The following is a 24288-nucleotide window of genomic DNA, read 5'->3' as shown; positions in this document are numbered from 1 at the left end:
ACCGTTTACGTGCCGTTAGAATGGACAGGCCGCCTCCACCGGACGCGGCCCCAAATCGCAGTGTTTGTTGAAGGAGAACCGTGGCAGAGAACCCCATCAGGGTCGCGATCGTTGGCGTTGGTAACTGTGCGGCCTCGCTGGTGCAGGGCGTCCAGTACTACCGGGACGCGGATCCGGATTCGACCATTCCCGGCCTGATGCATGTGCAGTTCGGCAAGTACCACGTGAACGACGTCGAGTTCGTTGCCGCGTTTGATGTCGACAGCAAGAAGGTCGGGCTGGACCTCGCGGACGCCATCGGCGCGAGCGAGAACAACACGATCAAGATCGCCGATGTCCCGGCCACGGGCGTGACGGTGCAGCGCGGGCACACTTTGGACGGCCTGGGCAAGTACTACCGCGAAACCATTGTCGAGGCGCCGGATGAGCCCGTGGACATCGTGGCGGAGCTGCGCGCGGCGAAGGTCGAAGTGATGGTCTGCTACCTGCCGGTCGGTTCCGAGGCCGCGGCGAAGTTCTACGCGCAGTGCGCGATCGACGCCGGCGTGGGCTTCGTCAACGCTCTGCCGGTGTTCATTGCGGGGACCAAGGAGTGGGCGGATAAGTTCACCGCCGCCGGTGTCCCGATTGTCGGTGATGACATCAAGAGCCAGATCGGTGCCACGATCACGCACCGGGTGATGGCGAAGCTGTTCGAAGACCGCGGCGTGGTCCTGGACCGGACGTACCAGCTGAACGTCGGCGGGAACATGGACTTCAAGAACATGCTCGAGCGGGACCGGCTGGAGTCGAAGAAGATCTCCAAGACGCAGGCCGTGACCTCCAATACCTCGGCGAAGCTGCACGCGGACGATGTGCATATCGGCCCGTCCGACTACGTGGCCTGGCTCGATGACCGTAAGTGGGCGTTCGTCCGTCTGGAGGGCCGCAACTTCGGCGACGCCCCGGTCTCGCTGGAGTACAAGCTTGAGGTCTGGGACTCACCGAACTCCGCCGGCGTGATCATCGACGCCGTGCGCGCAGCGAAGATCGCCCTGGACCGCGGCGTGGGCGGGCCGATCCTGTCGGCGTCGAGCTACTTCATGAAGTCTCCGCCCGAGCAGTACAACGACGACATCGCCCGCGACAAGGTCGAAGCCTTCATCCGCGGCGACATCGAACGCTAAAAAACCCACGGACCATTTCTCCCAAACGCGTCCGCAGTTTTGGTTCGAATACGGCTGGTTTAAGGTCGTATTCCGGGCATAACTGCGGACGCGTTTTGTGCATCCCTGAACGTGCATTCGGGACCGGTGGGGCAATTTCGCAGGTTATTTTGGGTTCTTTTGACGTGCCACGTCATGACGCGGTAATCTTGGTAGTCGTTGTGCGTGTCCAACCTCGATACGTCTATGTCCGTGAGACGGCTCAGTTGCAGAGTCACCTGGTCCATGGAAATAGCCGAGATTCTCTGGACCACTGGTTACATTTCAGTCCTCACCTGAAGTTCCGGTAGCGCATAGATGAACTTGCGTGCGTTTCCGCTACGGATGCGCCGCTACCCTGAGAACAACAAACGAAGGCAAAAACCGTGCGTACGTACACCCCGAAGCCCGGCGATATCAACCGCCAGTGGCACGTCATTGACGCCACCGACGTTGTCCTGGGTCGTCTTGCCAGCCAGACCGCAACACTGCTGCGCGGAAAGCACAAGCCGACCTTTGCTCCGCATATGGACATGGGCGATTTCGTCATCATCATCAACGCCGAGAAGGTTGCCCTGACCGGCGCCAAGCTCGAACAGAAGCGTGCCTACCGCCACTCCGGTTTCCCGGGTGGCCTATCCTCCGTCAACTACGCAGAACTGCTGGAGAAGAACCCGGTTCGCGCAGTCGAGAAGGCAATCCGCGGCATGCTGCCCAAGAACTCCCTGGCTGCCCAGCAGCTGGGCAAGTTGAAGGTCTACGCAGGTGCCGAGCACCCGCACGCTGCCCAGCAGCCGAAGACCTTCGAAATTACCCAGGTCGCCCAGTAGTCCTGGCCACCAAACTAAAGAATTTATTCAAGGAGAATCGTGGCTCAGAATACTGAAGAGCTGAACACCGCTGGCGAGAACCTCACCAGCTACACCTCGGAAAGCGGCACCGAGGCAACTCAGGCCGTTGCCAAGGAGCGCCCGGCCCTGACCGTCCCCGGTGCCGCCGTTGGCCGCCGCAAGGAAGCCATTGCCCGCGTCCGCATCGTTCCGGGTTCCGGCAAGTGGACCATCAACGGTCGCGAGCTGGCCAACTACTTCCCGAACAAGCTGCACCAGCAGGAAGTCAATGACCCGTTCAAGCTTCTTGAGCTGGATGACGCTTACGACGTTTTCGCACGCATCAACGGTGGCGGCCCTTCCGGCCAGGCCGGTGCGCTGCGCCTGGGCATCGCCCGCGCGCTGAACGAGATCGACCGCGAGAACAACCGTCCGGCACTGAAGAAGGCCGGCTTCCTGACCCGCGACGCCCGCATCATCGAGCGTAAGAAGGCTGGTCTGAAGAAGGCCCGTAAGGCACCGCAGTACTCGAAGCGCTAAATCTGCGCTTTCCGGGAAGCGCTATCAGCGCTACTTCGGACTGCTTCAAAACCCCGTCCAGTGGATTCCACCGGACGGGGTTTTGGCTTTAAGAGGTGCTTTGCGAGCCATATGTCATGCTGCCCGGTTTCCCTCCCGTAAAATGGTCTCCTGTGTCTAGATTATTTGGTACCGACGGTGTCCGCGGATTGGCCAATGGACTGATCACTGCAGAACTGGCCATGGAAGTTTCCCAGGCCGCCGCAGTAGTCCTTGGCCACCGGCAGGTTCAAGACGGAAAGCGGCCCACCGCCGTCGTCGCACGGGATCCCCGTGCCAGCGGCGAGTTCATTAGCGCTGCCGTCTCCGCAGGGCTCGCCAGTGCCGGCGTTGATGTGTACGACGCCGGCGTGCTGCCGACACCCGCGGCCGCTTACCTCGTGGCGGATCTGGGCGCGGACTTCGGCGTGATGATCTCCGCCTCGCACAACCCGGCGCCGGATAACGGCATCAAGTTCTTCGCCCGTGGCGGCCACAAGCTGGCCGACGAGGTCGAGGACGCCATCGAGACCGAGATGAAGAACCCCCGCCGCCGTCCCACGGGCGCCGAAGTCGGGCGTATCTCTCGTTTCGCCGATGCCGAGGACCGCTACATCGTCCACCTGCTCCAGACCCTGCCGGCGCGCCTGGACGGCCTCAAGGTTGTTCTCGACTGCGCGCACGGCGCGGCCAGCGGCTGCTCCCCGCAGGTCTTCTCCGATGCCGGTGCCGAGATCGTGGTCATCGGTGCCGAGCCCGATGGCCTGAATATTAACGACGGCGTGGGCTCCACCCATCTGGAGGAGCTGCAGAAGGCCGTGGTGGCCCATGGCGCGAACCTCGGCATCGCGCACGACGGCGACGCCGACCGCTGCCTGGCCGTGGACGAGAACGGCACCGTGGTTGACGGTGACGAGATCATGACCATCCTGGCCCTGGCCATGAAGGACGCGGGCAGGCTCAAGGACAATGTCCTCGTTGCCACTGTGATGAGCAACCTGGGCATGAAGCTGGCCCTGCAGGAAGCCGGCGTCCGGATCGAAGAGACCGCGGTGGGGGACCGCTACGTGCTCGAAAGCATGCGCGCGCATGGCTACTCCCTGGGCGGCGAGCAGTCCGGCCACGTGATCTTCTCCGACTATGCCACCACCGGCGACGGCGTCCTCACCGGTCTGCAGGTAGCGGCCCAGGTCGCCAAGACCGGGAAACCGCTCTCGGAACTGGCCAAGGCCATGAACCACCTGCCGCAGGTGCTGATCAACGTCAAGGACGTGGACAGGGCCGCGGTGAAGACCAACGCCGAGCTGCAGGCCGCCATCGCCGCCGCCAGTGCGGTTCTCGGCGAAACCGGCCGGGTGCTGTTGCGGCCCTCGGGCACCGAGCCCGTGGTCCGCGTGATGGTCGAGGCTGCCGACATGGCTACGGCCCAGACCACGGCAGACCAGCTCGCAGCGGCGGTCAAGCAGCACCTCGGCTTGCCGCAGCCGGTCGCCGCAGACTAGCCGCTAGTCTTCGCCGAAGGCGTCGACTATGACCACCTCATAGGTATCGGCCGTCGGCGGCAGCCCGGTGTCGAACTTGGCGTTGACCACGGCCAGATCATCCCCGATGAGGGCCGCCGTCGTCGGTGTTTGGAAGAGCTTGTCAGTGATGACTTCCTTTACTTCGCCGCGGCGCAGGTCATCGGCAACCCTGATCCGGCTAACCTGGTTGATCATGTTCTGAACGGCCCAGACATTTCGGCCGTCGACGACGATACCGTCCACATGGGGCAGGTCCAGATTTCGGATGAGCCTGCTTTCTCCGCTTCTGGTGTTCACAGTGAAGAGCGATGCCTTGGCCGAGTGCGCGACCACCAGCGTGCGGCCGTCGTCGGCTACCGCGATGCCGTTGAGGTTGAAGTCACCGGGTGTCTGGCTGGCCGGTCCCTTCAAATCCAGTGTTCTCGCCTTCCCAAGCTCGCCGTCGTGGCGGTCGATCGGTACGAAGTACAACTCGCCCTTGAGCGAGTTGGTGAACCAAGCACCGCGTCGGGTCAGCGTGACGTCGTTGATGAACGATGTCCCCGTCTTGGCCAGTTGGTACTTGGCCACGGTTTCGCCCGTGTCCGTGTCGTAGAAGTACGCCTGGCCGGTATCGCCGCCGGCGACGGCGAGCAGATCATGCCGTTTGCTGAAGTCCATACCGACTGCCTTGCGGCCGTCCGGAGCGTCGATGATCTCCTCGGCCGTTCCGCTGCGCAGGCTGCCGCGGTAGATGTCTCCCTCGAAGAGGTCGCCCGCGTAGAAGGAGTTGCCCCTGCCGGCGGTGATGCCCTCGGCCGATGAGGCGTCGGGAAGTTCGATGCTGTCCGGCGGATTGCCCGGCCGGTCATGGTGGCCGGGGTGGGCCGAGACAGGGCCGGCCGAGGCAACCAGGGCGGCTATGCCGAAAATTCCGGCGGCGGTCTTGCCGACCCGCGGGCGCCGTGAGGGAACTGGGGCTGGGTTGATGTGCATGGGTGTCTCCGTGCGGAAAGAAGTCCGGGAGTCACCGGAGCGGGCTCCCAGTGTCTTCTCCAATGCTACGCGGAAAAGAAGGCTTTTGGCCCTTGTAAATTGACCCTTTTCTATGGTGCTGGAACCTGCCCGGTGGGACAGTTATTACAGCAGCAGGATCAGTGGTGACAAAGGAGCAAGCCATGTCTTCCCCGGCTGAACGTCCGTCACAAGAACCGGCAATGGCAGGCGGCGGACGCACTAAAAAGAAGGACCGTACCCATCTGCTGTACGTGTCGGTCATCGTGGCGGTGGTGCTCGGCATCATCATCGGATTCATGGCGCCAGACTTCGCCCAGCAGCTCAAACCCTTGGGCACCGCCTTCATCGGGCTGATCAAGATGATGATCGCCCCGGTAATCTTCTGCACGATTGTGCTCGGCGTGGGATCGATCGCCAAGGCGGCCACGGTGGGCAAAGTGGGCGGCCTGGCGCTCGGCTATTTCATCATTATGTCCACCTTCGCGCTGGCCATCGGCCTGATCGTGGGCAACATCATTCAGCCGGGTGCGGGCTTGGACCTCGGCGCCACCGGCTTTGAAGCCGAAGCTGGCGAGGAAGAAGCTGCCGGGACAGTTGGATTCCTGCTGAGCATCATTCCGACCACGCTGTTCTCCGCGCTGACAGCCGGCAGCATTCTGCAGACGCTGTTCATGGCGCTGCTGGTGGGCTTCGCACTGCAGAAAATGGGACCCAGCGGTGTACCGATCCTGAGGGGTATTGGCTACCTGCAGACCCTGGTCTTCCGTATCCTGGTCATGATCATGTGGCTCGCTCCGATCGGCGCCTTCGGTGCCATCGCCGCCGTCGTCGGTGAAACGGGACTGGATGCGATCATTAGCCTGGGAACCCTGATGATCGCCTTCTACATCACCTGTGCCCTCTTCATCGTCGTTATTCTCGGCGGCCTGCTGAAGCTGGTGACGGGCATTAACATCTTCAAGCTCATGCGCTACCTCGCGCGGGAGTATCTGCTGATCGTGTCCACCTCGTCCTCCGAGGTTGCGCTGCCGCGGCTGATCGCGAAGATGGAACACCTGGGCGTTGCCAAACCTGTGGTTGGCGTGACCGTGCCCACCGGCTACTCCTTCAACCTGGACGGGACAGCGATCTACCTGACTATGGCTGCGCTGTTTGTCGCCGAGGCGTTGGGCAAGCCCCTCCAGCTGGGGGAGCAGATCTCGCTCCTGGTCTTCATGATCATCGCGTCGAAGGGCGCGGCCGGCGTCACCGGAGCTGGACTCGCAACATTGGCCGGCGGCCTGCAATCCCACCGGCCTGACCTTGTGGAGGGCGTGGGCCTGATCGTGGGCATTGACCGGTTCATGTCGGAGGCGCGCGCCTTGACCAACTTCACCGGAAACGCAGTGGCCACTGTCCTGATCGGCAAGTGGACCCAGGAAATGGACCCGGAGCAGGTGGACAGGGTACTGGCCGGAGCCGATCCCTTTGACGAGGCCACGATGGACGAGGACCACGGGTACACCGGAACGGAGCCGGTAGGAACACCTGGACATCCGTACAAGCAGCACGCGCACTGAGCCGGCCACACGGTCCACAAGGTGGAGCGAGCCGCGAACGCAAGCCCTAAGCTCGGGGTTCACGGCCCCCTCAACGTCCAGGCCTTGACAGGGGGATCGGTCCCAAGGTTTCCGCAGGAACATGGCCCTAGCATTTAAACCATCAACCTCCGGTTCGGCGGTTGATCTTCTTAGGCCGCAAAGCTGCACCGGCCTTAGACCGTCGTCACCGTTCACTCGCATACGGACGAAGACGACAAATGCCGGGGTGGCTGAAGCTTTTCAGCATAGGAGCACCTCGGTAGAAAGTGTCCCGGACCTCGACCTGCAACGAGGTCCGGGACACCTACTCCCAGGGCTTCCGCTGCGTAGCCTCTCGGATCACTGCGGACGCGGCAGCCGGCACCTCAGGCTTTTTTCAACATTTAACAGCCACGATGGCCTCCTCCTAACCAATCCATTGCAGGAGCAAGTCATGTTCAGAGCACGTTTGCTACAACCCCCAGAGCCGGTGGCAGCCCGGCGCACACCAGGGCGACGCACTGTCGCCACCCTCGCAGCGGTGGCATTGACCGCGACCGGAGCAGGTGCGGCAATCGCCGCAACGGAAGTCACCGTCAAAAACACTGATCACCTCACGACCGTGGGACCTGTCAATGCCGAGCACGGATTCCCCGCTTGGTATGGCGACAGCACAGGCACTCGAGTGGAGCTGTGCCTCGATCTCCAGAACCCCCTATGTGGACTCCTGCCCGAGGAAATACCGGCTCCGGAGTCGCCGATTTCATTCCCGGAAAACTTCCCGGAGGAAGCGTTCTACATGCTCGCAGGATCCGAACTCGACCTGCCCGGCGGCGGCTCGGCGATTCTGACCCTCGGACTGGAAGCCGCGTTCTCCAATACGGTGACTGCGGGCGACCAAGTCGTCTTCGGCCGCCAGCGCATTGTCGTCAAGGAAGGGCCCGCCAACACCACGCTGACGTTCCACCACCCCTACGGAACCGTCACTGTGGACACGGATGCCAGCGGCGACGGCCGGTTGGTGGAGGACATTTCGCCAGCCAACGGTAACTTCACTACTGCCCTGAAGAGCAACATCGGACCCTTCCTGAAATGGGATACGGGAGCGCCCGAGGGCTACCTGGGCAACCCCGACGTGGAACACAAGGTGATTGGCAGCCCGTCAAACTTCAACCAGTTCGCAGTCACGGGCGAAGGCATCAATCTGTCAACCGACCTCTTCACCGTCCAGGGCAAAATCGCCACCAACCACGGTGTACAGGCAGACCAGGCCATGGTCAACGGCAACATGATTGACGTTTTCGCCACCAGCGGTGGCACGCAACTCCAGGTCGAGGCGCAAGAGGGAATGTTTGCGACGACCCCGATGGTGACCGATGACGGATCCAACCGCTTCTACGCCCGTATCCAGTTGACGGGCGACACGGCGCCGACGCAGATCAAGATCACCAACATCAGTGACCAACCCGCCAGCAGCAATATCGTCGACGTGACAAAGCCGACCGGTATTAGCGTCACTCAGGCAACCTACGACGGCACACAGCTGACGGTAGCTGCTAACTCTGCCGTTGGCTGGCCGCTGGCCGTGACCGGTATGGGAGACCTCCCCGACACCCAGCCCGTGTCGTGGCCGGTCAAGGCGCCGCCGTCCAAGGTCACCGTGACGGCTGCGAACGGTGACACAGCAAGCCTGCCGGTCATGGTCACGGCGGGAGCCGCGACACCGATCGGTCTGGAGCCGACTACTCCGGCTCCCGATCCCGGACCGGTCACCGAAACCGGGGGCGGAACCACACCGACCGAGCCTGAGACTCCAACCCAGCCTGAGACGCCGACGGAGCCTGAAACCCCGGCAGAGCCCGAGACTCCGGCAGCACCGGAAGCCGTGGCAACGGCAGCATCGGCGAGCATCGCCCGAGGTGCCAGTGTGGTACTCGATGGCAGCACCTCCACAGGCGCCACCGCCTTCATCTGGTCTCAAACGAGCGGCCCGAAGGTGACCTGGAAGGATGAAACCACAGCGACGCCGACGGTCACGGTGCCATACGCTGTCAAGACCTCGGACACTGCGCCGGCAACGATCGACAATGATCCCGTCCAGCTGCAGCTGATTGTCACTGGCGAGGATGGGACGCAAAGCGCTCCGGCTACCGTGGAACTAGCGATTCAAACGGACACGGTGACTATCGGTGCGGATGCCCGTTACCGGCAGGGCAGGGAGTTCCGCGTCAACGGGACCTCGACCCTTGCGGGCAACACCGCAATCCTGACGCCGGCAACTTCGGTGGTCATTTATGACAACACGCCGGGCCGGGCAGTCAAGAAGCTGGGGACGGCTCAGGTCGACACGCTCGGCAACTGGACCCTGCGGATGCGGCCTCCGCCCAGCCAGGCAGTGCGCTCGGTTCTGGTCCAGTCCACTCGCGGTGGATCTGCGACCGGGACGGTAACAAACCGGTAGCAGCGCGAGACAACGAAAGAAGTCCCCGTCCTAACCGGATGGGGACTTCTTCGCTTGAGTGGACTGGGAAATTCTTACTGGCGGGAGCGCAGGGAATCGCGGATTTCGGTCAGCAGCACGACCTGCGGATCCGCTGGTTCATCCTCAGGGAGGATGCCCATGCGGCGGTTGCGGCGTTCAATCATATGGTTCATGGGAACAACGACGACGAAGTAGATGGCGGCGGCTACGAGCAGGAAGTTGATGACTACGGTGAGGAAAGCGCCGAACTTGACCGCACCGAAGACCAGGAAGTTGCTGAAGTCGGGCGTTCCGACCAGCATCGAGATCAGCGGCATCAGGACATCCCCGACGAGGGAGTTGACCACGGCGGCAAAAGCGGTGCCGATGACAACAGCGACGGCAAGGTCAATGACGTTGCCCTTCATGATGAATTCTTTGAATCCTTGTAACATGCGCCTAATGTACCGCTAGTCGTACCGATTGCAATGGATATTTAGCGGCTCTTAGAAAAACAGCTCAAAGATAATCAGGTGCTGCGGGCAAACCGTAGTAGGTCTCCAGAGCCTTCGCGCCGCTGTTGTACATGTCGGCTGCGTCGGCTTTGCCGATGAAACGCAGGTGCCACGGCTCGGGCGAATATCCCGTAATGCCTTGCTGCCCGTGCCGGTACCGGACCACAAAACCGAAGCGGTGGGCGTTCTGCGCGGCCCAGCTGCCGGCGGCGGTGTCCGCGAAGCAAGCGCTGAGGTTGCAGGTGCCGCTGCTGTCCCCGATGTCCAGGGCCAGGCCTGTCTGGTGTTCCGAGTAGCCCGGGCGAGCCGATACGTCGTCGGCGCCGGCCTTGCCATTGACCTTGACCCAGTGCTGGTAAGTGGAGACCTGCGTGTCGTAGGAGCGGAATCCGCTCACGATGGTCATGCCCACGCCCTCTGCAGCGGCGGCGGCAAACATTTCCTCGGCGGCACCCGCGGCGGCCGCGCGCAACTGCGCACCGGCGCCGCCCGGGCCGGCGGTCACAGAAGGGGAGCGCAGGTCGGCCGGGTAGTAATCTGCCGGTTCCAGCGGCCGGGCCTTATTAACAACGACGTCGATGCTCGCCGGATCTTCGTGGCCTTCCGCGCCGGGCTGGTCGGCTTGCTGGTCCGGTTCCTCCGGCTGTTCGGGCCGGCTGGTCTCCTCCGGCTCCGCAGGGGCCTGGGGCTCGTCCGTCTCGGGCACGCTGGTTTCTCCCGGTTCCGGGGCGGCAGTTCCCTCGTCGCGCCCCGCCCCCGAAGGTGATGGTGACGACGCAACTGCGGATGGCGCCGTCGTACTTTGGTTGGTGGGTTCAGGGGAGGGCCCGGCACAGCCGGTGAGCACGGCAACAGCTGCGGCGATGGCGACCGTCCTCGAGGAGATCCTGCGCGGGTGCATGTCAGGTCTTCCGCAGCAGCATCCGGCGGACCGAGTGGTCCGTGTCCTTGGTGAGCACCAGTTGTGCCCGGCCCCGGGTGGGAAGCACGTTTTGCTCCAGGTTCGGCTCGTTAATGCGGCGCCAGATGCTCAGCGCCGTTTCCACGGCTTCCTCGTCCGTCAGCGAGGCGTAGCGGTGGAAGTACGATTCCGGATTCGCGAACGCGGAGGAGCGCAGCTTCTGGAACCGGTTGACATACCACTGTTCAATATACGAGGTCTTGGCGTCCACATAAATGGAGAAGTCGAAGAAATCGCTCAGCGCCAGGCCGGAGCGGCCGTCCGCGCGGGGACGTGCCGGCTGCAGCACGTTCAGCCCCTCGACGATCAGCACGTCGGGGCGCCGGACCACAACTTCCCTGCCCGGAACAATGTTGTAGGTCAGGTGCGAGTACCAGGGAGCCCGGACTTCCTCGGCGCCGGACTTGACCTCGCTGACAAAACGCAGCAGAGCCCGGCGGTTATAGGACTCGGGAAAGCCCTTGCGGTCCATCAGGCCGCGGCGTTCAAGTTCCTCGTTCGGGTAGAGGAAGCCGTCCGTGGTGATCAGCTCGACGTTGGGGGTGCCCTCCCAGCGGCGGAGCATCTCGCGCAGCACGCGGGCGGTGGTGGATTTTCCGACGGCGACCGAACCGGCGACGCCGATAACGAACGGTACGCGCCTGGTCTGTTCGCCCAGGAAGGTGGTGGTGGCTTTGTGGAGCTCGCCGGCCGCTCCCACGTAGAGGTTCAGCAGCCGGGACAGCGGGAGGTAGACCTCGCGGACCTCGTCCATGTTCAGTTGTTCGCCCAGACCGCGCAGCCGCTCGACATCTTCCTGGTTGAGGGGCTGTTCAATCTCGTTGGAAAGTCGGGACCATGTTTGCCGGTCCAGCTCGACAAAAGGTGTGACGTTACTCTCACCATTGGACGACGCCGTCTTCGGTGTCTCATCACTCACTTAACGAATTGTGCCTGTTGGGCGGCACATTACCCAAAATCAAGACGACGGATACCCGGCGGCCGGAATTGGGTGCTAGCTGGTGGTGCCGCGTTTCATGCCCGGCCGGTGCGGCTCTCCGGCGGTGGGGCAGGTACGCTTTATGGCATGTGTGGAATCGTAGGTTATGTAGGCCGCCGCGACTTGCCGGCCGGAAGCAGCAATGCTGATCTTGCTCCTGGAATTGACAGCCACAGTGCCCTCGACGTGGTGCTGGAAGGGCTGCGGCGCCTGGAGTACCGCGGGTATGACTCTGCCGGCGTGGCCGTTATCGCCGACGGCGGCATTGAGTCCCGCAAGAAGTCCGGCAAGCTGAGCAACCTGGTCAACGAGCTGGAAGAGCGTCCGCTGCCGGTATCGCTGACCGGCATTGGGCACACCCGCTGGGCTACGCACGGCGGGCCGACCGACCAGAACGCCCACCCGCACCTGGCTGATGACGGCAAGCTTGCCGTCATCCACAACGGCATCATCGAAAACTTCGCCGAGATCAAGGAAGCCGTGCTGGCCAAGGGCCACACCCTGCTCTCCGAAACGGACACCGAGGTTGCCGCCGTACTGCTCGGCGACATCTACCGTTCGCTGGCTAAGGCCAACGGCGGCAAGGCCGTTCTGGCCGAGGCCATGCAGCAGGCCTGCCAGGAGCTCGAAGGCGCGTTCACCCTGCTGGCCATCCACGCAGACGAGCCCGACGTAGTCGTCGCCGCCCGCCGAAACTCGCCGCTGGTAGTCGGCCTGGGCGAGAACGAGAATTTCCTGGGCTCCGACGTTTCCGGCTTCATCGACTTCACCCGCCGCGCGGTGGAACTGGGCCAGGACCAGATTGTCACCATCACCCCTGACAGCTTCGAGATCACCGACTTCTACGGCAAGCCGGCCGAAGGCACCGAGTTCCACGTGGACTGGGACGCGGCGGCCGCAGAAAAGGGCGGCTTCCCGTCCTTCATGGAGAAGGAAATCAACGACCAGCCCGAGGCCGTGGGCCAGACGCTGCTGGGCCGCTCCGACGCCGATGGCCGACTCACTCTCGACGAGGTCCGCATCGACCCGGCCGAGCTGAAGAACGTCAACAAGATCATCGTGCTCGCCTGCGGTACCTCCGCGTACGCCGGCCAGGTGGCCAAGTACGCCATCGAGCACTGGGTCCGGATCCCCACCGAGGTGGAGCTCAGCCACGAGTTCCGCTACCGCGACCCGATCGTGGACGAGCGCACCCTGATCGTCTCGATGTCCCAGTCCGGCGAGACCATGGACACGCTGATGGCCGTGCGCTACGCCAAGGAACAGGGCGCCAAGACCCTGGCGATCTGCAACACCAACGGCTCCACCATTCCGCGTGAATCCGACGCCGTGCTCTACACGCACGCCGGCCCGGAAATCGCCGTCGCCTCCACCAAGGCGTTCCTGGCGCAGATCACCGCCGCCTACCTGCTGGGCCTCTACCTGGCGCAGCTGCGCGGGAACAAGTTCCAGGGCGAGATCAAGGACATCCTCTCCGACCTGGCCGCCATCCCGGCCAAGATCCAGTCCGTCCTGGACAACGCGGACCAGATCAAGAAGCTGGCCCGCGAAATGTCCGAGACCCGCTCCGTGCTGTTCCTGGGCCGCCACGTCGGCTACCCGGTCGCCATGGAAGGCGCGCTCAAGCTCAAGGAACTGGCCTACATCCATGCCGAAGGCTTCGCCGCCGGCGAGCTCAAGCACGGCCCGATCGCGCTGATCGAGGAGGGCCAGCCGGTCTTCGTCGTCGTGCCTTCGCCGCGCGGACGCCACTCGCTGCACTCCAAGGTTGTCTCCAACATCCAGGAGATCCGCGCCCGCGGTGCCAAGACCATCGTTATCGCCGAAGAGGGCGACGAAGCAGTCAAGGCCTACGCTGAGCACGTCTTCTACATCCCGGAGACCCCGACCCTGCTCGCACCGCTGCTGGCCACCGTGCCGCTGCAGATCTTCGCGTGCGAACTGGCCAACGCCAAGGGCTACGACGTGGACCAGCCGCGCAACCTGGCCAAGAGCGTCACCGTCGAGTAGAGGCTTCAAGCCATAACTGACGTAAACAATAGCTGTCCGATGGGATCTCCCAACGGGCAGCTATTGTTCATTCAAGGCCTGAGCGGCCGCTGTGTGGATAGGTTTGAATCATGATCGTGGGAATCGGCGTTGACGTGGTGGAGGTGTCGCGCTTCCGGAAGCAGCTGGAGCGGACGCCGGGATTGGTGGACCGGTTGTTCACGCCGGCCGAGCGGGTGCTGAATACGCGCTCCTTGGCGGCGCGTTTCGCTGCCAAGGAAGCCATCGCCAAGGCGCTTGGTGCGCCGGTTGGGATGAACTGGCAGGACTGCACCATCTGCGTCGACGACGGCGGGGACCCCTATCCGGAGTTCACCGGGACGGTGGCGGCGGCATCCGAGGCCAAGGGCGTGAAGTTCTGGCACCTGTCGATGAGCCACGACGGCGACCTGGCCACGGCGATGGCTGTCGCCGAGCGGTAGCTCCCGCAGGAGGATGACTGCGCCGCCAAAACGCTTGCAATAGGGAGAACCAATGGACGTTCGGCAACTGAAGTATTTCCTGGCCGTGGTGGATCACCAGGGGTTCAATCGTGCAGCCGAACATCTGCTCATCGCGCAGCCTTCGCTGTCCCAGACGATCAAGACGCTTGAACAGGAAGTTGGTCTTCCGCTGTTCCATCGCGTCGGTCGTCGGGTGGTGCTCAGTGATGCGGGAAAGGAACTCGTCGGCCCGGCGCGGATTGTGGTCCGCGACCTGGAGGCGGCCAAATCCGCCGTCGATGCCTTGAAGGGTGTGCGCAGTGGCAGGCTTGATCTGATTGCGATGCCCTCGCCCGGAATTGAACCGTTGACGACCATGATCGCGACCTACACCAAGAAGCACCCATCCATAACCGTGAACGTGGAGGCCGCGTTCACCCCCGACGACGTGCTGGCATCGCTGCGCAACGGGAGTTCGGAGATCGGCCTCCTGGGCACGGACCGCCCGGTCAGGCCCGCCGGCGTCGACGTAATGCAGCTCGAGCGGCAGCCCCTTATGCTGATCATCAACCCGTCCGCGGACCGCTTCGGCGGCGCTGACACCATCCAGCGCGAGGACCTCGGCGGCCACCGGGTGATCGTCTCGCAGCGCGGATCGTTGATGAGATGGCTGGTGGATGACATTCTGGCCAGCGGGGTGGACGTCGAGATCGTCGTCGAAGCTGCGCACCGGACCTCCATTCTGCCTTTGGTCCTCGCAGGCGTCGGGCACGCCGTTATGCCCTCATCGTGGTCGCCGCTGGCGCAGCAATCAGGGCTGCGGGTGGCGCGGATCGATCCGGAGTCCGAATTGCATGTCTCGGTCCTGAGCCGGCAGTCCGACCTCACCCCGGCAGCGCGCGCATTCCTGGAAGTGGCGGCAGATTACGCGGCGGCCCATCGCGACTGATAGATAGGCATTTCCTATTTTGCGCATGCAAATTCGGTCTTGGACGCTATTGCACCTCCGACTGTCTAATTGAATCTGACACCGCAGATGTGTTGCGGAGCACAGTCAATTAGGAGAGAAACACAATGAGTGAGCACCAGGTTTTCAAGATCGCTTCGATTCCCGCGGACGGTGTCGGCAAGGAAGTTGTCGCCGCAGGACGCCGCGTACTGGATACCCTTGCGCAACAGTCCAACGGCAAGTTCGCCTTTGACTGGACGGAGTTCCCCTGGGGCAGCGAGTACTACGCACAGCATGGTGTCATGATGCACCCGGACGGTCTGGAGACCCTCAAGGACTTCGACGCGATCTACTTCGGTGCGGTCGGTTGGGAGAACGTCCCGGACCACATCAGCCTGTGGGGCCTGCGCCTGAAGATCACGCAGAACTTCGACCAGTGGGCCAATATCCGCCCGGTGAAGTTTCTGCCCGGCGTCCAGTCCCCGCTGCGCAAGGCCGATGACACCGAGCTGGACTGGGTTGTCGTCCGTGAAAACAGCGAAGGCGAGTACGCCGGGCTCGGCGGACGCAACCTCAGTGGCCGCGGGCCGGGCAACGAAGTCGCCCTGCAGACCGCACTCTTTACGGAGAAGGGCTGCGAACGCATCATGCGCTTTGCCTTCGACCTCGCCCGGACGCGCACGGTGAAGAAGGTTTCCTCGGTGACCAAGTCCAACGCACAGCAATACGGCATGGTGCTCTGGGATGACGTTTTCAACCGTGTCGCCCTGGATTACCCCGATGTTCAGACCGAAAGCGTGCTGGTGGACGCGATGAGCGCCAAGTTCATCCTCCGCCCGGAGGAGCTGTCGGTGGTCGTGGCCTCCAACCTGAACGCAGACATCCTGTCGGACCTGGGCTCGGCACTGGCCGGCAGCCTCGGCTTGGCGGCCAGCGCCAACCTGAACCCGGAACGCCGTTTCCCCAGCATGTTCGAACCGGTCCACGGCTCGGCCCCCGACATCGCCGGACAGGGCATCAGCAACCCGATCGGAGCCATTGCCAGCGCCGCCCTGATGCTGGATCACTTCGGCCTCCACGAGGAAGCCCGCCAGGTCGAAGCAGCTATTGACGCTGCCACGGCTTCGGGCCATCTCACCCGCGATATTGGCGGCACCGCTGTCACCGATGACGTGACCGACTCGATCGTTGCCGCCCTGAGCGAAGCTCTGGCCGCGGTCTGACCGATCTGCCTGCCTGATCCGGCCGGTTTCGGCCGGCCGGATCAGAATTGCAACCGGAAGAAGAACTCTTCAGGTTGCCCCTTTACTGCCAAATCCAAGACTCCGCGAGAAAAGTGAACCGCGGAGCATGGCTTTTCCGACAATGAGGTAGGAAACATGGACCACACCATGGAAAGCGACACCCTCCGGCCCGCCCCTCGCAAGCGCTGGTATAGGCAACTCTATTTCTGGGTGCTGACGGCAATCGTCATCGGCATCCTCGTCGGTTGGCTGGCCCCCGCAACCGGGGAAGCGATGCAGCCGATCGGAACCACGTTCGTCGAAGCGATGAAAATGCTCATCGGGCCGATCGTGTTCCTGACCATCGTCGGCGGCATCGCCAGCGTGGCAGACCTGAAACGAGTAGGGGTCACCGGGCTGAAGGCCCTGACTTACTTCCAGGTCGGCACAATCTTCGCCATGATCATGGGTCTGGTGGCGATCAACATCTTTCGGCTCGGCGACGGTGTAAACGCCGACGCGAGCAAAATCGAAACCACGGGAACCGCTGCCGAACTGATCGAAAAGGGCGAAAACCAACAGTGGTGGGAGTTCCTCACCCACATCGTCCCGGGCAGCGTGGCCGGTCCCTTCGTTGAAGGCGATATCCTGCAGATCATTTTCATGGCGGTCATCTTCGGCATTGCCCTGAACGCCGTCGGCAAAGTCGGCGCTCCCGTCCTGGACGCCGTCCAGCGGCTGACCAAGATCATCTTCAAGGTGCTCAACTTCATCATGAAGGCCGCACCGCTCGGCGCGTTCGGCGCAATGGCATACGCGGTCGGCAAGTACGGCGTGGAAACCCTCTCCAGCCTCGGCTGGCTGATCCTGCTCTTTTACGGCACGTCAATCCTGTTCGTCGTCGTCGTCCTCGGCGGTGTGATGGCCTTCCTGAAGCTGAACATCTTCAAGATGTTCAAGCATTTCAAGGAAGAACTGCTGCTGATCTTGGGCACTTCGACCGCCGAACCTGCCCTGCCCGGACTCATGCGCAAGCTTGAGCACGCCGGCGTGAAGAAGGAAACCGTGGGCCTCGTGGTCCCTACCGGCTACAGCTTCAACCTCGACGGCGCCGCGATCTACCTTTCCCTGGCAGCGGTTTATATCGCCCAGGCCACGAACACCGAGCTCACCATAGGCCAGCAACTGGGCATGCTCGCGGTCATGCTGCTCACCTCGAAGGGCGCTGCAGGCGTCGCAGGCGGCGGGTTCATCGCCCTGACAGCGACCCTGAGCACATTGGGAACCATCCCGGCTGCAGGCATCATGCTCATCTTCGGCATCGACAAGTTCATGTCCGAGTGCCGCGCGCTGGTGAACTTCTGCGGCAACGCCGTCGCGACGCTCTTCATCGCTTGGTGGGACAAGTCCCTCGACGTGGACCGGGTCCGACGGGTCTTCAACGGTGAGGACGTCCCCCCGCTGAACTCATCCGCCCCGGCCCCGGCTCCTGCCGGCACCCTTCCGGACGCAGAAGGCGAAACAACGGCCCCCGCCATCGGAAATGATCCGACGCCTGCCTACCGCGACGAGGTTCCGGTCGAGGCTGGCGCACGATGAGTCCGATCAGGGTCCTTCTGGCACCGGATAAGTTCAAGGGATCGCTCAGCGCTTCCGAAGTTGCACACTGGCTCGAGACCGGCCTAACTGGTTCCAACCCGGAAGCGATCAGCTGCGTGTCCCTTCCCTTGGCAGACGGCGGGGACGGCAGCGTCCAGGCGGCACTCCATGCAGGATTCAGCCCCTATACCGTTCCGGTTACCGGTCCTACCGGTATCCCGGCAACAACAACCGTGGCTTTCAACGGTTCCGTTGCCGTCATCGAAGTCGCCACCACGTCCGGGCTGCAGATGCTGCCGCCCGGACGGTTGGCACCGCTGGGCAGCAGCAGTGTCGGATTCGGCCAGGCCATACACGCGGCGCTCGGACGTAACCCTCAGCAGGTTGTCCTGGCCCTGGGCGGCAGCGCCAGCACGGATGGGGGCGCGGGTATGCTTAGCGCCCTCGGAATGCGGTTCCTGGACGCATCAGGAACGCAATTCGTTCCCTCCGGTGGAAACCTGGCCGATATCGCCCGGATTGATCCGACCGGCGTCTTGTCCCTCGGCACTGTGGATCTCGTCGCCGCAAACGACGTGCAGAATCCGCTGCTGGGCCCCTTGGGAGCAGCGAGTGTGTACGGGCCGCAAAAGGGAGCAACTCCCGACGACGTGCTGCGGTTGGAAGCCGGGCTGGCCAATCTGGTCCGGCGGTTGGACGAAGCCGGCTGGCCGGGAACGGACTGTGCAGGAACTCCCGGGGCTGGCAGCGCCGGCGGGCTGGGCTTCGCGGCGATGCTGCTTGGCGCGCGGATGGCCTCCGGCGCCGACTTCTTCCTGGATCTGCTCGACTTCGAGCGGGCCTTGGAAAACTGCGACCTTGTTGTCACCGGCGAAGGAAAAATGGACGAACAAACGCTCTCAGGAAAGCTGCCTCTCATCGTCGCTCGCCGGGCAGCGCCGGTCCCTGTTGTCGCCGTCGTCGGACATAATGCGCTGGCGGGCGACCGGCTTCCGGAGCATGGCATCGAGTCAATCCATGCTCTGAGCACCCTGACCGACCAAGACAGCGCGAGCGATCCGTCCCTTTCCGCGGCGCTGCTGGCGGAAATCGGACGAACTATCGCCCATGCCCTTACCCACAGCGAGGAATCCATCCGGCCATGAGACGCGCGAAAATTGTTGCTACCTTCGGTCCCGCGATCGACACCTACGCCAAGACGCTGGCGGTTCTCGAAGCTGGTGTAGACGTGGCCCGGCTGAATATGAGCCACGGCGACCACGGCGATCATGAACAGACGTACCGCAACATCCGCAAGGCCGCTGCGGAACTCGACCGTCCGTTGGGCATCTTTGCCGACCTGCAGGGACCGAAGATCCGGCTCGGGAGGTTTGCTGACGGGCCGCACTACCTCTCCGTCGGAGACCATTTCACGATCACGATTGACGACGTCGAGGGAACAGCGGCAGCCTGTTCGACCACGTTCAAGGGGCTGCCTGGAGACGTCCGTCCCGGAGACATTTTATTGATCGACGATGGCAAGGTCTCGCTCAGCGCGCTCGAGGTTGACGATACGAGGATTCTGACCGAGGTCACCGTGCCGGGCTACGTATCCAACAACAAGGGCATCAACCTCCCGGGTGCGGCGGTGAGTATCCCGGCGCTGACGGAGAAGGACGAGACAGATCTGCGCTGGGCGTTGGAGACCGGTGTAGACATGATCGCGTTGTCCTTCGTCCGCGACGCTGCCGACATCCGGCGGGTGCATCAGATCATGGGCGAGGAAGGCCGGAAGGTCCCGGTGATCGCGAAAATCGAAAAGCCCCAAGCTGTGGAGGCGCTGGAAGAGATCATCGACGCGTTCGACGCGATCATGGTGGCCCGCGGCGACCTCGGCGTGGAACTGCCGCTTCAGGACGTGCCGCTGGTGCAAAAGCGGGCCGTCGAACTGGCGCGGCGCTGGGCGAAGCCTGTCATCGTGGCCACACAGGTCCTCGAATCCATGATTGAGAACCCTCGCCCCACACGGGCCGAAGCATCGGACTGCGCAAATGCCGTACTCGACGGAGCCGACGCCGTCATGCTCTCGGGCGAAACCAGCGTGGGCCAATACCCGGTGGATGCTATCCGGACGATGGCAAGCATTATTGAATCCACGGAAGAGCACGGCCTGGATCGGATGCCAGCGCTGGGAACCATGCCCAGGACCCGCGGCGGCGCCGTCACCCGGGCGGCCGTCGAGATCACCGATCAGCTGAACGCCAGCTGCATTTGCGCCTTTACGCAAACCGGTGATTCGGCTCGTCGACTTTCACGGCTGCGTCCGGGCCCGCCGGTTTACGCCTTCACCCCGTCGCTCGCCACGCTGAATGTGCTGACGTTGGCTTGGGGGATAAAGCCGCTCCAGACTCCATTCATAGACCACACCGACGAGATGACTGCGCACGTGGACCGGCTATTGCAGGAACAAGGCCTTGCCGGGCCCGGCGAGCTGGTTGTCATCGCCGCCGGGTCGCCTCCGGGAAAGGCGGGATCCACTAACTTGCTGAAGGTTCACCGCATCGGCGACCAGGACGACTGACCTAACCCATGGCGGATCCAGGCGAGACCAGGCCTGTCTCGTAGGCGAGGACTACCAGCTGGGCACGGTCTCGGGCGTGTAGTTTCGCCAGCAAACGGCTCACATAAGTGCGGGCGGTGGCGGGGCTGATGAAGAGCTTCTGTGCAAGCTCGTCGTTGGACAGGCCGCGGCCGATCTGGGCGAGGACTTCGCGCTCGCGGTCCGTCAGGTTCTGCAGGGGCCGGTCATCCACCTTCAGCACAGCGCCGCTGGCCATAGACTGCATAACCTTGCGGGTGATCGAGGGCGAGAGCAGAGACTCGCCCTCGGCCACCACCCGGATAGCGTGGCGGAGTTCGGTGGGCGAGATGTCCTTGAGCAGGTAGCCGGCGGCGCCGATCCGGATGGCCTCGAAGACGTTCTCGTCCTCGTCGAAGGTGGTCAGGATAAGGACGCGCACTCCGGCCAGGGACTCGTCGGCGATGATCTTCGACGTCGCTTCCAGGCCATCCATGACCGGCATCCGGATGTCCATAAGCACAACATCGGGCTTGTGCCGGCGGACGGCGTCCAGCCCGGTCCTGCCGTTGTCGGCCTCCGCCACGGCCTCGATATCGCCGTCGCGCTCGGCGAGGGTGCGCAGTCCCGTGCGTACCAGTTCCTGGTCGTCGACCAGCACTATCCGGATCATGGTTCCAGTCTCGCGGGTAATTGCGCGCGGACCACAAACCCAGCCGAGGTCTTCTCCGCACTCAGGTAGCCGCCCAGCTGGATGGCCCGCTCGCGCATGCCGATCAGCCCGTGGCCGGTAAGGTCTGCGGTTGCTGCGGCATCCGCCGCCCCGGGCCCCCGACCGTTGTCTGCTATTTCGAGTCGAAGCACGCCATCCTCCACAGCGGCCGATACTTCCACACGGGAGGCATCGGCGTGCCGGATCACGTTGGTCAGCGACTCTTGGACGATCCGGTAGGCCGCGGCATCGATAGTGCCGGACAGCTCGCCGGGCGCCACCGTGACTGAAGTATCCACCTCAAGTCCTGTTTCCCGCGCCGAGGCGAAGAGCTGCTCCACCCCGTCGAGCCCAACCGCGGTGCGGCCGTTGCCGGACTCCGGGGAGCGGAGCAGCTTGACCGTGGAGCGCAGCTCCTTCATCGTCTCCGAAGTAGCCGTGCGGATCTGTTCGATGGCGCGGGTGGCGGCGCCGTCGTCGTTCCCTATCGCTTCTGCGGCTACGTTGCTGTGGACCGAGATGACAGACATGGTGTGGCCGATGACGTCGTGCAGATCCCGGGCCATGCGAATGCGTTCCTCGTGGATGCGCTGCTCGGCCTCGCGCGCGTGCTGGACGGCGGTGAGCAGGTTCAGCCGCTCCTGCTGGGCGCGCGACTCGCGGCGCATCCGGACTGTCACGCCGAGGGCGATCGCCGCTGCAATGAGGGCGATATTGGTGATGAGCTCGTAGCTGACCAGGTACGCCGTGGGTTGGCCTTCCTTGATTCGGAAGTAGGCGGAGACGGCGATCAGCACCGCGCCCGCGCCGGCGGCCCAACGCGTGCGGTTTGCCTCGGCTGCGGAATAGACGGCGGCCACGGCGGGCAGCGAGATGCCGATGGGCGGGTAGCCCAGGGCGTAGTAGGCGAAGATGCCGAGGATGGTCACCGCCAGGACAGTCCGGGGGAAGCGCCTCCGTGCCAGCATCAGCAGGCCGAAACAGACAGCGAATAGATACGCCGCCGGCTGGGCCTGGCCGGTGCCTTCCAGATCCGCGGCGATGACCACCGAGACTGCCAGCGCCATGCCGACCGCCAGCAGGGCATCGACCAGCCGGGGATGGGCCGCTTCGGTCCTGGCAGTTCTATCCATGCTTGCCATCGTAGGAGCCTTGCCGCCGGGGCGCGTCCGCCTGCCGCTGTATTCCACTGTCGCTTTTCAACGACGCTCCGGCACACACCTGCCTACTGCAAGTGACGGCAGGAGGCCGATGTGGCCCGCCCGCCCGCTTCCTAGCGTTGAAGCCATGGAACACACACGCAAATCCTCCCTCCAATGGCCGCTGATTTTCGGGCTCGGCGCCCTGGGCCTCATCCATCCCCTCACGCACATGACAGGCGTCGCCGAGGCCCTCGGTGTGCAGGCTGTGGCTCCGGTCCTGATTCTCGCGATCGCGCTGGCCTGGATCCTGATTGTCGGACTGGGCAACGTTGGACGCCCTGTCCTGACGCTCGTGCTGGCCGGCGTGACGTACGCGGTCTACCTGGTGGTCATCAGCGCCCTCCTGACGCCGATCCTGACCGGCGAGCTGCAGGGGCCGCTGGCGATGCCGTTCGTCCTCATCCCGCTGGTACTGACTAACGCGTTCTACGGGCTGGTCGCCGGCCTATTGGCCTGGGGCGTGCAGGGGCTGCGGCGGGTGCGGACTGGACAGGCTGGGGAAGCACGATGAAGCGGCGCTCTCCCAGACTCCTGGCGCTCGGCGCCGCGGTGATGCTGGCGCTCGCCGGCTGCGGGTCAATCTCTGAAGTGACGGTGCCGGCCGACTTTGACCAGCCGCTGCACATCCCGCCGCTGGCTGAATCCACGATCGACGACGACGGCACCCGGGTTTTCGACCTGACGGCCCAGTCCGGCACAACCGACTTCTCCACCGGTGCTTCCGCCACCGAAACCATGGGCTTCAACGGCAGCTTCCTCGGTCCCACGCTCCGGGCCAAGCGCGGCGAGATGGTCGCCGTGAACTTCTCCAACGAGCTGGGCCGGACCACCAGCGTCCATTGGCACGGGATGCATCTGCCCGCGGCGATGGACGGCGGTCCGCACCAGGAGGTGGAGCCGGGCGGTACCTGGCGTCCCGAGTGGCAGATCGACCAGCCGGGCGCCACCCTCTGGTACCACCCGCATCCCCATGGCGAGACCGAGGACCAGGTGTACCGCGGCCTCGCCGGCATGTTCATCCTCGACGACGAAGACACGGCCGTTTCCGGCCTGCCCTCGGAATACGGCGTGGACGACATCCCGGTGATTGTGCAGGACAAGCAGTTCACCGGGGACGGCCAGTTGACCCTGCAGAACGATGGCAACGAGATCGGTCTGCTCGGCAGCACGGTCATGGTGAACGGGACCATCGGCGCGCACCACAAGGTGACCACGGAGAAGGTCCGGCTCCGGCTGCTCAACGGCTCCACCGCGCGCATCTACAACTTCGGTTTCGAGGACGGCCGGCCCTTCCAGCTGGTGGCCACCGACGGCGGGCTGCTGCGCTCGCCGCTGGAGCAGCGCAACATCCAGCTCTCGCCGGGGGAGCGGGCCGAGATTGTGGTCGCGATGGAACCGGGGACCACGGCGATGCTTCGCTCCTCGGAGCCGGACCTTGGTGCAGTGGCCGCTCCGTTCGCTTTCGGTGCCAACGATTCCTTCGACGTCCTGGAGTTGCGCGCCGCCGGTGAGCTGGCGCCGTCGTCCGCTGTTTCCCCCACCCTGAGCGATTTCGGAACGGACGAATTCGACGCCTCCGTGACCCGCTCCTTCGAACTCGAGGGACGCAGGATCAACGGCCGCACCATGGACATGGGCAGGATCGACGAAACCATCACGCTCGGCGCCACCGAGGTGTGGGAGGTGCGCAACAAGAACCTGTTCCCGCATAACTTCCACATCCACGACGTGCAGTTCCAGATCCTGAGCATCGACGGCGAAACCCCGCCCGCGCACCTGGCCGGCCGGAAGGACACGGTGTACCTGTCGCCGCAGAAGACCTACCGGCTGATCATGACCTTCGAGGACTACGCGGATCCGCAGGTGCCGTACATGTTCCACTGCCACCTGCTGCTGCACGAAGACGAGGGCATGATGGGCCAGTTCGTGGTGGTCGAGCCGGGGCAGTCTGCCGGTGCAATTCCAACGAACGACGGCGGTGCTCACCACGCGCACTAACCCCACCACTG

The 24288-nt window shown here is 63.7% G+C and carries 21 protein-coding genes; 15 read left to right on the top strand and 6 right to left on the bottom strand.

What is annotated here, in order from left to right; all coding sequences use genetic code 11:
- Positions 1–80 precede the first annotated feature (80 nt).
- The 4 genes from B0G38_RS06005 to glmM all read left to right on the top strand — a co-directional run bounded on the left by B0G38_RS06005 (position 81) and on the right by glmM (position 4074).
- Positions 81–1166, top strand: a complete 1086-nt coding sequence (locus B0G38_RS06005) for an inositol-3-phosphate synthase (RefSeq protein WP_264668604.1) — start codon at positions 81–83, stop codon at positions 1164–1166.
- Between the two features lie 404 nt (positions 1167–1570).
- On the top strand, positions 1571–2014 hold the full coding sequence (gene rplM, locus B0G38_RS06000) for a 50S ribosomal protein L13 (RefSeq protein WP_169993178.1): 444 nt from the start codon (positions 1571–1573) through the stop codon (positions 2012–2014).
- Between the two features lie 39 nt (positions 2015–2053).
- Positions 2054–2554: a 30S ribosomal protein S9 gene (rpsI, locus tag B0G38_RS05995; RefSeq protein WP_264668603.1), complete on the top strand. Its 501-nt coding sequence runs from the start codon at positions 2054–2056 to the stop codon at positions 2552–2554.
- Positions 2555–2706: 152 nt separating this feature from the next.
- The gene (gene glmM, locus B0G38_RS05990; protein WP_264668602.1) at positions 2707–4074 is read left to right on the top strand and encodes a phosphoglucosamine mutase; all 1368 of its coding nucleotides are present in this window, start codon (positions 2707–2709) and stop codon (positions 4072–4074) included.
- Between the two features lie 3 nt (positions 4075–4077).
- Here glmM and B0G38_RS05985 read toward each other — a convergent pair whose 3' ends face one another.
- On the bottom strand, positions 4078–5070 hold the full coding sequence (locus B0G38_RS05985) for an SMP-30/gluconolactonase/LRE family protein (protein WP_264668601.1): 993 nt from the start codon (positions 5068–5070) through the stop codon (positions 4078–4080).
- A gap of 221 nt (positions 5071–5291) precedes the next feature.
- Between B0G38_RS05985 and B0G38_RS05980 the strand changes: the two genes are divergently transcribed.
- Both B0G38_RS05980 and B0G38_RS05975 read left to right on the top strand, forming a co-directional pair.
- The gene (locus B0G38_RS05980) at positions 5292–6650 is read left to right on the top strand and encodes a cation:dicarboxylate symporter family transporter (protein WP_264668829.1); all 1359 of its coding nucleotides are present in this window, start codon (positions 5292–5294) and stop codon (positions 6648–6650) included.
- 454 nt (positions 6651–7104) lie between these two features.
- Positions 7105–9111, top strand: coding sequence for a hypothetical protein (locus B0G38_RS05975; RefSeq protein WP_264668600.1), 2007 nt, complete (start codon positions 7105–7107; stop codon positions 9109–9111).
- Positions 9112–9185: 74 nt separating this feature from the next.
- Here B0G38_RS05975 and mscL read toward each other — a convergent pair whose 3' ends face one another.
- The 3 genes from mscL to coaA all read right to left on the bottom strand — a co-directional run bounded on the left by mscL (position 9186) and on the right by coaA (position 11506).
- Positions 9186–9566 carry a large conductance mechanosensitive channel protein MscL gene (mscL, locus tag B0G38_RS05970; protein ID WP_264668599.1) on the bottom strand — a complete coding sequence of 127 codons (381 nt, stop codon included), beginning with the start codon at positions 9564–9566 and terminating at the stop codon, positions 9186–9188.
- A gap of 64 nt (positions 9567–9630) precedes the next feature.
- A complete protein-coding gene (locus B0G38_RS05965) occupies positions 9631–10527 on the bottom strand; it encodes a M15 family metallopeptidase (protein ID WP_264668598.1) in 897 nt (298 codons plus the stop codon).
- A 1-nt stretch (position 10528) separates the two neighbouring features.
- Positions 10529–11506 carry a type I pantothenate kinase gene (gene coaA, locus B0G38_RS05960; protein ID WP_264668597.1) on the bottom strand — a complete coding sequence of 326 codons (978 nt, stop codon included), beginning with the start codon at positions 11504–11506 and terminating at the stop codon, positions 10529–10531.
- 147 nt (positions 11507–11653) lie between these two features.
- On the opposite strand from coaA, the gene glmS reads away from it, so the two are divergent.
- The 7 genes from glmS to pyk all read left to right on the top strand — a co-directional run bounded on the left by glmS (position 11654) and on the right by pyk (position 20368).
- The gene (gene glmS / locus B0G38_RS05955) at positions 11654–13576 is read left to right on the top strand and encodes a glutamine--fructose-6-phosphate transaminase (isomerizing) (protein ID WP_264668596.1); all 1923 of its coding nucleotides are present in this window, start codon (positions 11654–11656) and stop codon (positions 13574–13576) included.
- 110 nt (positions 13577–13686) lie between these two features.
- Positions 13687–14037 carry a holo-ACP synthase gene (locus B0G38_RS05950; RefSeq protein ID WP_169993166.1) on the top strand — a complete coding sequence of 117 codons (351 nt, stop codon included), beginning with the start codon at positions 13687–13689 and terminating at the stop codon, positions 14035–14037.
- Positions 14038–14089: 52 nt separating this feature from the next.
- Positions 14090–14986 carry a LysR family transcriptional regulator gene (locus tag B0G38_RS05945; protein ID WP_264668595.1) on the top strand — a complete coding sequence of 299 codons (897 nt, stop codon included), beginning with the start codon at positions 14090–14092 and terminating at the stop codon, positions 14984–14986.
- Between the two features lie 125 nt (positions 14987–15111).
- Positions 15112–16209 carry a tartrate dehydrogenase gene (locus tag B0G38_RS05940; protein WP_264668594.1) on the top strand — a complete coding sequence of 366 codons (1098 nt, stop codon included), beginning with the start codon at positions 15112–15114 and terminating at the stop codon, positions 16207–16209.
- Between the two features lie 168 nt (positions 16210–16377).
- On the top strand, positions 16378–17808 hold the full coding sequence (dctA, locus tag B0G38_RS05935; RefSeq protein WP_264668593.1) for a C4-dicarboxylate transporter DctA: 1431 nt from the start codon (positions 16378–16380) through the stop codon (positions 17806–17808).
- A complete protein-coding gene (locus tag B0G38_RS05930) occupies positions 17805–18953 on the top strand; it encodes a glycerate kinase (protein ID WP_264668592.1) in 1149 nt (382 codons plus the stop codon). The genes dctA and B0G38_RS05930 overlap by 4 nt, the downstream gene beginning before the upstream one ends.
- Entirely contained in the window at positions 18950–20368 is a 1419-nt protein-coding gene (gene pyk / locus B0G38_RS05925) for a pyruvate kinase (RefSeq protein WP_264668591.1), read from the top strand. Before B0G38_RS05930 ends, pyk begins: the two co-directional genes overlap by 4 nt.
- Before the next feature lies 1 nt (position 20369).
- Here the strand turns inward: pyk and B0G38_RS05920 are convergent, their stop codons facing one another.
- Both B0G38_RS05920 and B0G38_RS05915 read right to left on the bottom strand, forming a co-directional pair.
- Entirely contained in the window at positions 20370–21038 is a 669-nt protein-coding gene (locus B0G38_RS05920; protein WP_264668590.1) for a response regulator transcription factor, read from the bottom strand.
- A complete protein-coding gene (locus B0G38_RS05915) occupies positions 21035–22219 on the bottom strand; it encodes a sensor histidine kinase (protein ID WP_264668589.1) in 1185 nt (394 codons plus the stop codon). The genes B0G38_RS05920 and B0G38_RS05915 overlap by 4 nt, the downstream gene beginning before the upstream one ends.
- A gap of 145 nt (positions 22220–22364) precedes the next feature.
- Here B0G38_RS05915 and B0G38_RS05910 point away from each other — a divergent pair, with 145 nt between their 5' ends.
- Both B0G38_RS05910 and B0G38_RS05905 read left to right on the top strand, forming a co-directional pair.
- Positions 22365–22790: a hypothetical protein gene (locus tag B0G38_RS05910; RefSeq protein ID WP_264668588.1), complete on the top strand. Its 426-nt coding sequence runs from the start codon at positions 22365–22367 to the stop codon at positions 22788–22790.
- Entirely contained in the window at positions 22787–24277 is a 1491-nt protein-coding gene (locus B0G38_RS05905; RefSeq protein ID WP_264668587.1) for a multicopper oxidase family protein, read from the top strand. Before B0G38_RS05910 ends, B0G38_RS05905 begins: the two co-directional genes overlap by 4 nt.
- Positions 24278–24288 lie beyond the last annotated feature (11 nt).

The sequence above is a fragment of the Crystallibacter permensis genome (assembly GCF_025960875.1).
Taxonomy (GTDB): Bacteria; Actinomycetota; Actinomycetes; order Actinomycetales; family Micrococcaceae; genus Crystallibacter; species Crystallibacter permensis.
Note: the sequence above shows the minus strand (reverse complement) of the source record. Positions and strands in the feature narration are given on the sequence as shown.

Coding starts and splice junctions, on each gene's coding strand:
- B0G38_RS05985 (WP_264668601.1), bottom strand. CDS start 5,070: ATGCACATCAACCCAGCCCCAGTTCCCTCACGGCGCCCGCGGGTCGGC.
- B0G38_RS05980 (WP_264668829.1), top strand. CDS start 5,292: ATGGCAGGCGGCGGACGCACTAAAAAGAAGGACCGTACCCATCTGCTG.
- B0G38_RS05975 (WP_264668600.1), top strand. CDS start 7,105: ATGTTCAGAGCACGTTTGCTACAACCCCCAGAGCCGGTGGCAGCCCGG.
- mscL (WP_264668599.1), bottom strand. CDS start 9,566: ATGTTACAAGGATTCAAAGAATTCATCATGAAGGGCAACGTCATTGAC.
- B0G38_RS05965 (WP_264668598.1), bottom strand. CDS start 10,527: ATGCACCCGCGCAGGATCTCCTCGAGGACGGTCGCCATCGCCGCAGCT.
- glmS (WP_264668596.1), top strand. CDS start 11,654: ATGTGTGGAATCGTAGGTTATGTAGGCCGCCGCGACTTGCCGGCCGGA.
- B0G38_RS05950 (WP_169993166.1), top strand. CDS start 13,687: ATGATCGTGGGAATCGGCGTTGACGTGGTGGAGGTGTCGCGCTTCCGG.
- B0G38_RS05945 (WP_264668595.1), top strand. CDS start 14,090: ATGGACGTTCGGCAACTGAAGTATTTCCTGGCCGTGGTGGATCACCAG.
- B0G38_RS05940 (WP_264668594.1), top strand. CDS start 15,112: ATGAGTGAGCACCAGGTTTTCAAGATCGCTTCGATTCCCGCGGACGGT.
- dctA (WP_264668593.1), top strand. CDS start 16,378: ATGGAAAGCGACACCCTCCGGCCCGCCCCTCGCAAGCGCTGGTATAGG.
- B0G38_RS05930 (WP_264668592.1), top strand. CDS start 17,805: ATGAGTCCGATCAGGGTCCTTCTGGCACCGGATAAGTTCAAGGGATCG.
- pyk (WP_264668591.1), top strand. CDS start 18,950: ATGAGACGCGCGAAAATTGTTGCTACCTTCGGTCCCGCGATCGACACC.
- B0G38_RS05920 (WP_264668590.1), bottom strand. CDS start 21,038: ATGATCCGGATAGTGCTGGTCGACGACCAGGAACTGGTACGCACGGGA.
- B0G38_RS05915 (WP_264668589.1), bottom strand. CDS start 22,219: ATGGCAAGCATGGATAGAACTGCCAGGACCGAAGCGGCCCATCCCCGG.
- B0G38_RS05910 (WP_264668588.1), top strand. CDS start 22,365: ATGGAACACACACGCAAATCCTCCCTCCAATGGCCGCTGATTTTCGGG.
- B0G38_RS05905 (WP_264668587.1), top strand. CDS start 22,787: ATGAAGCGGCGCTCTCCCAGACTCCTGGCGCTCGGCGCCGCGGTGATG.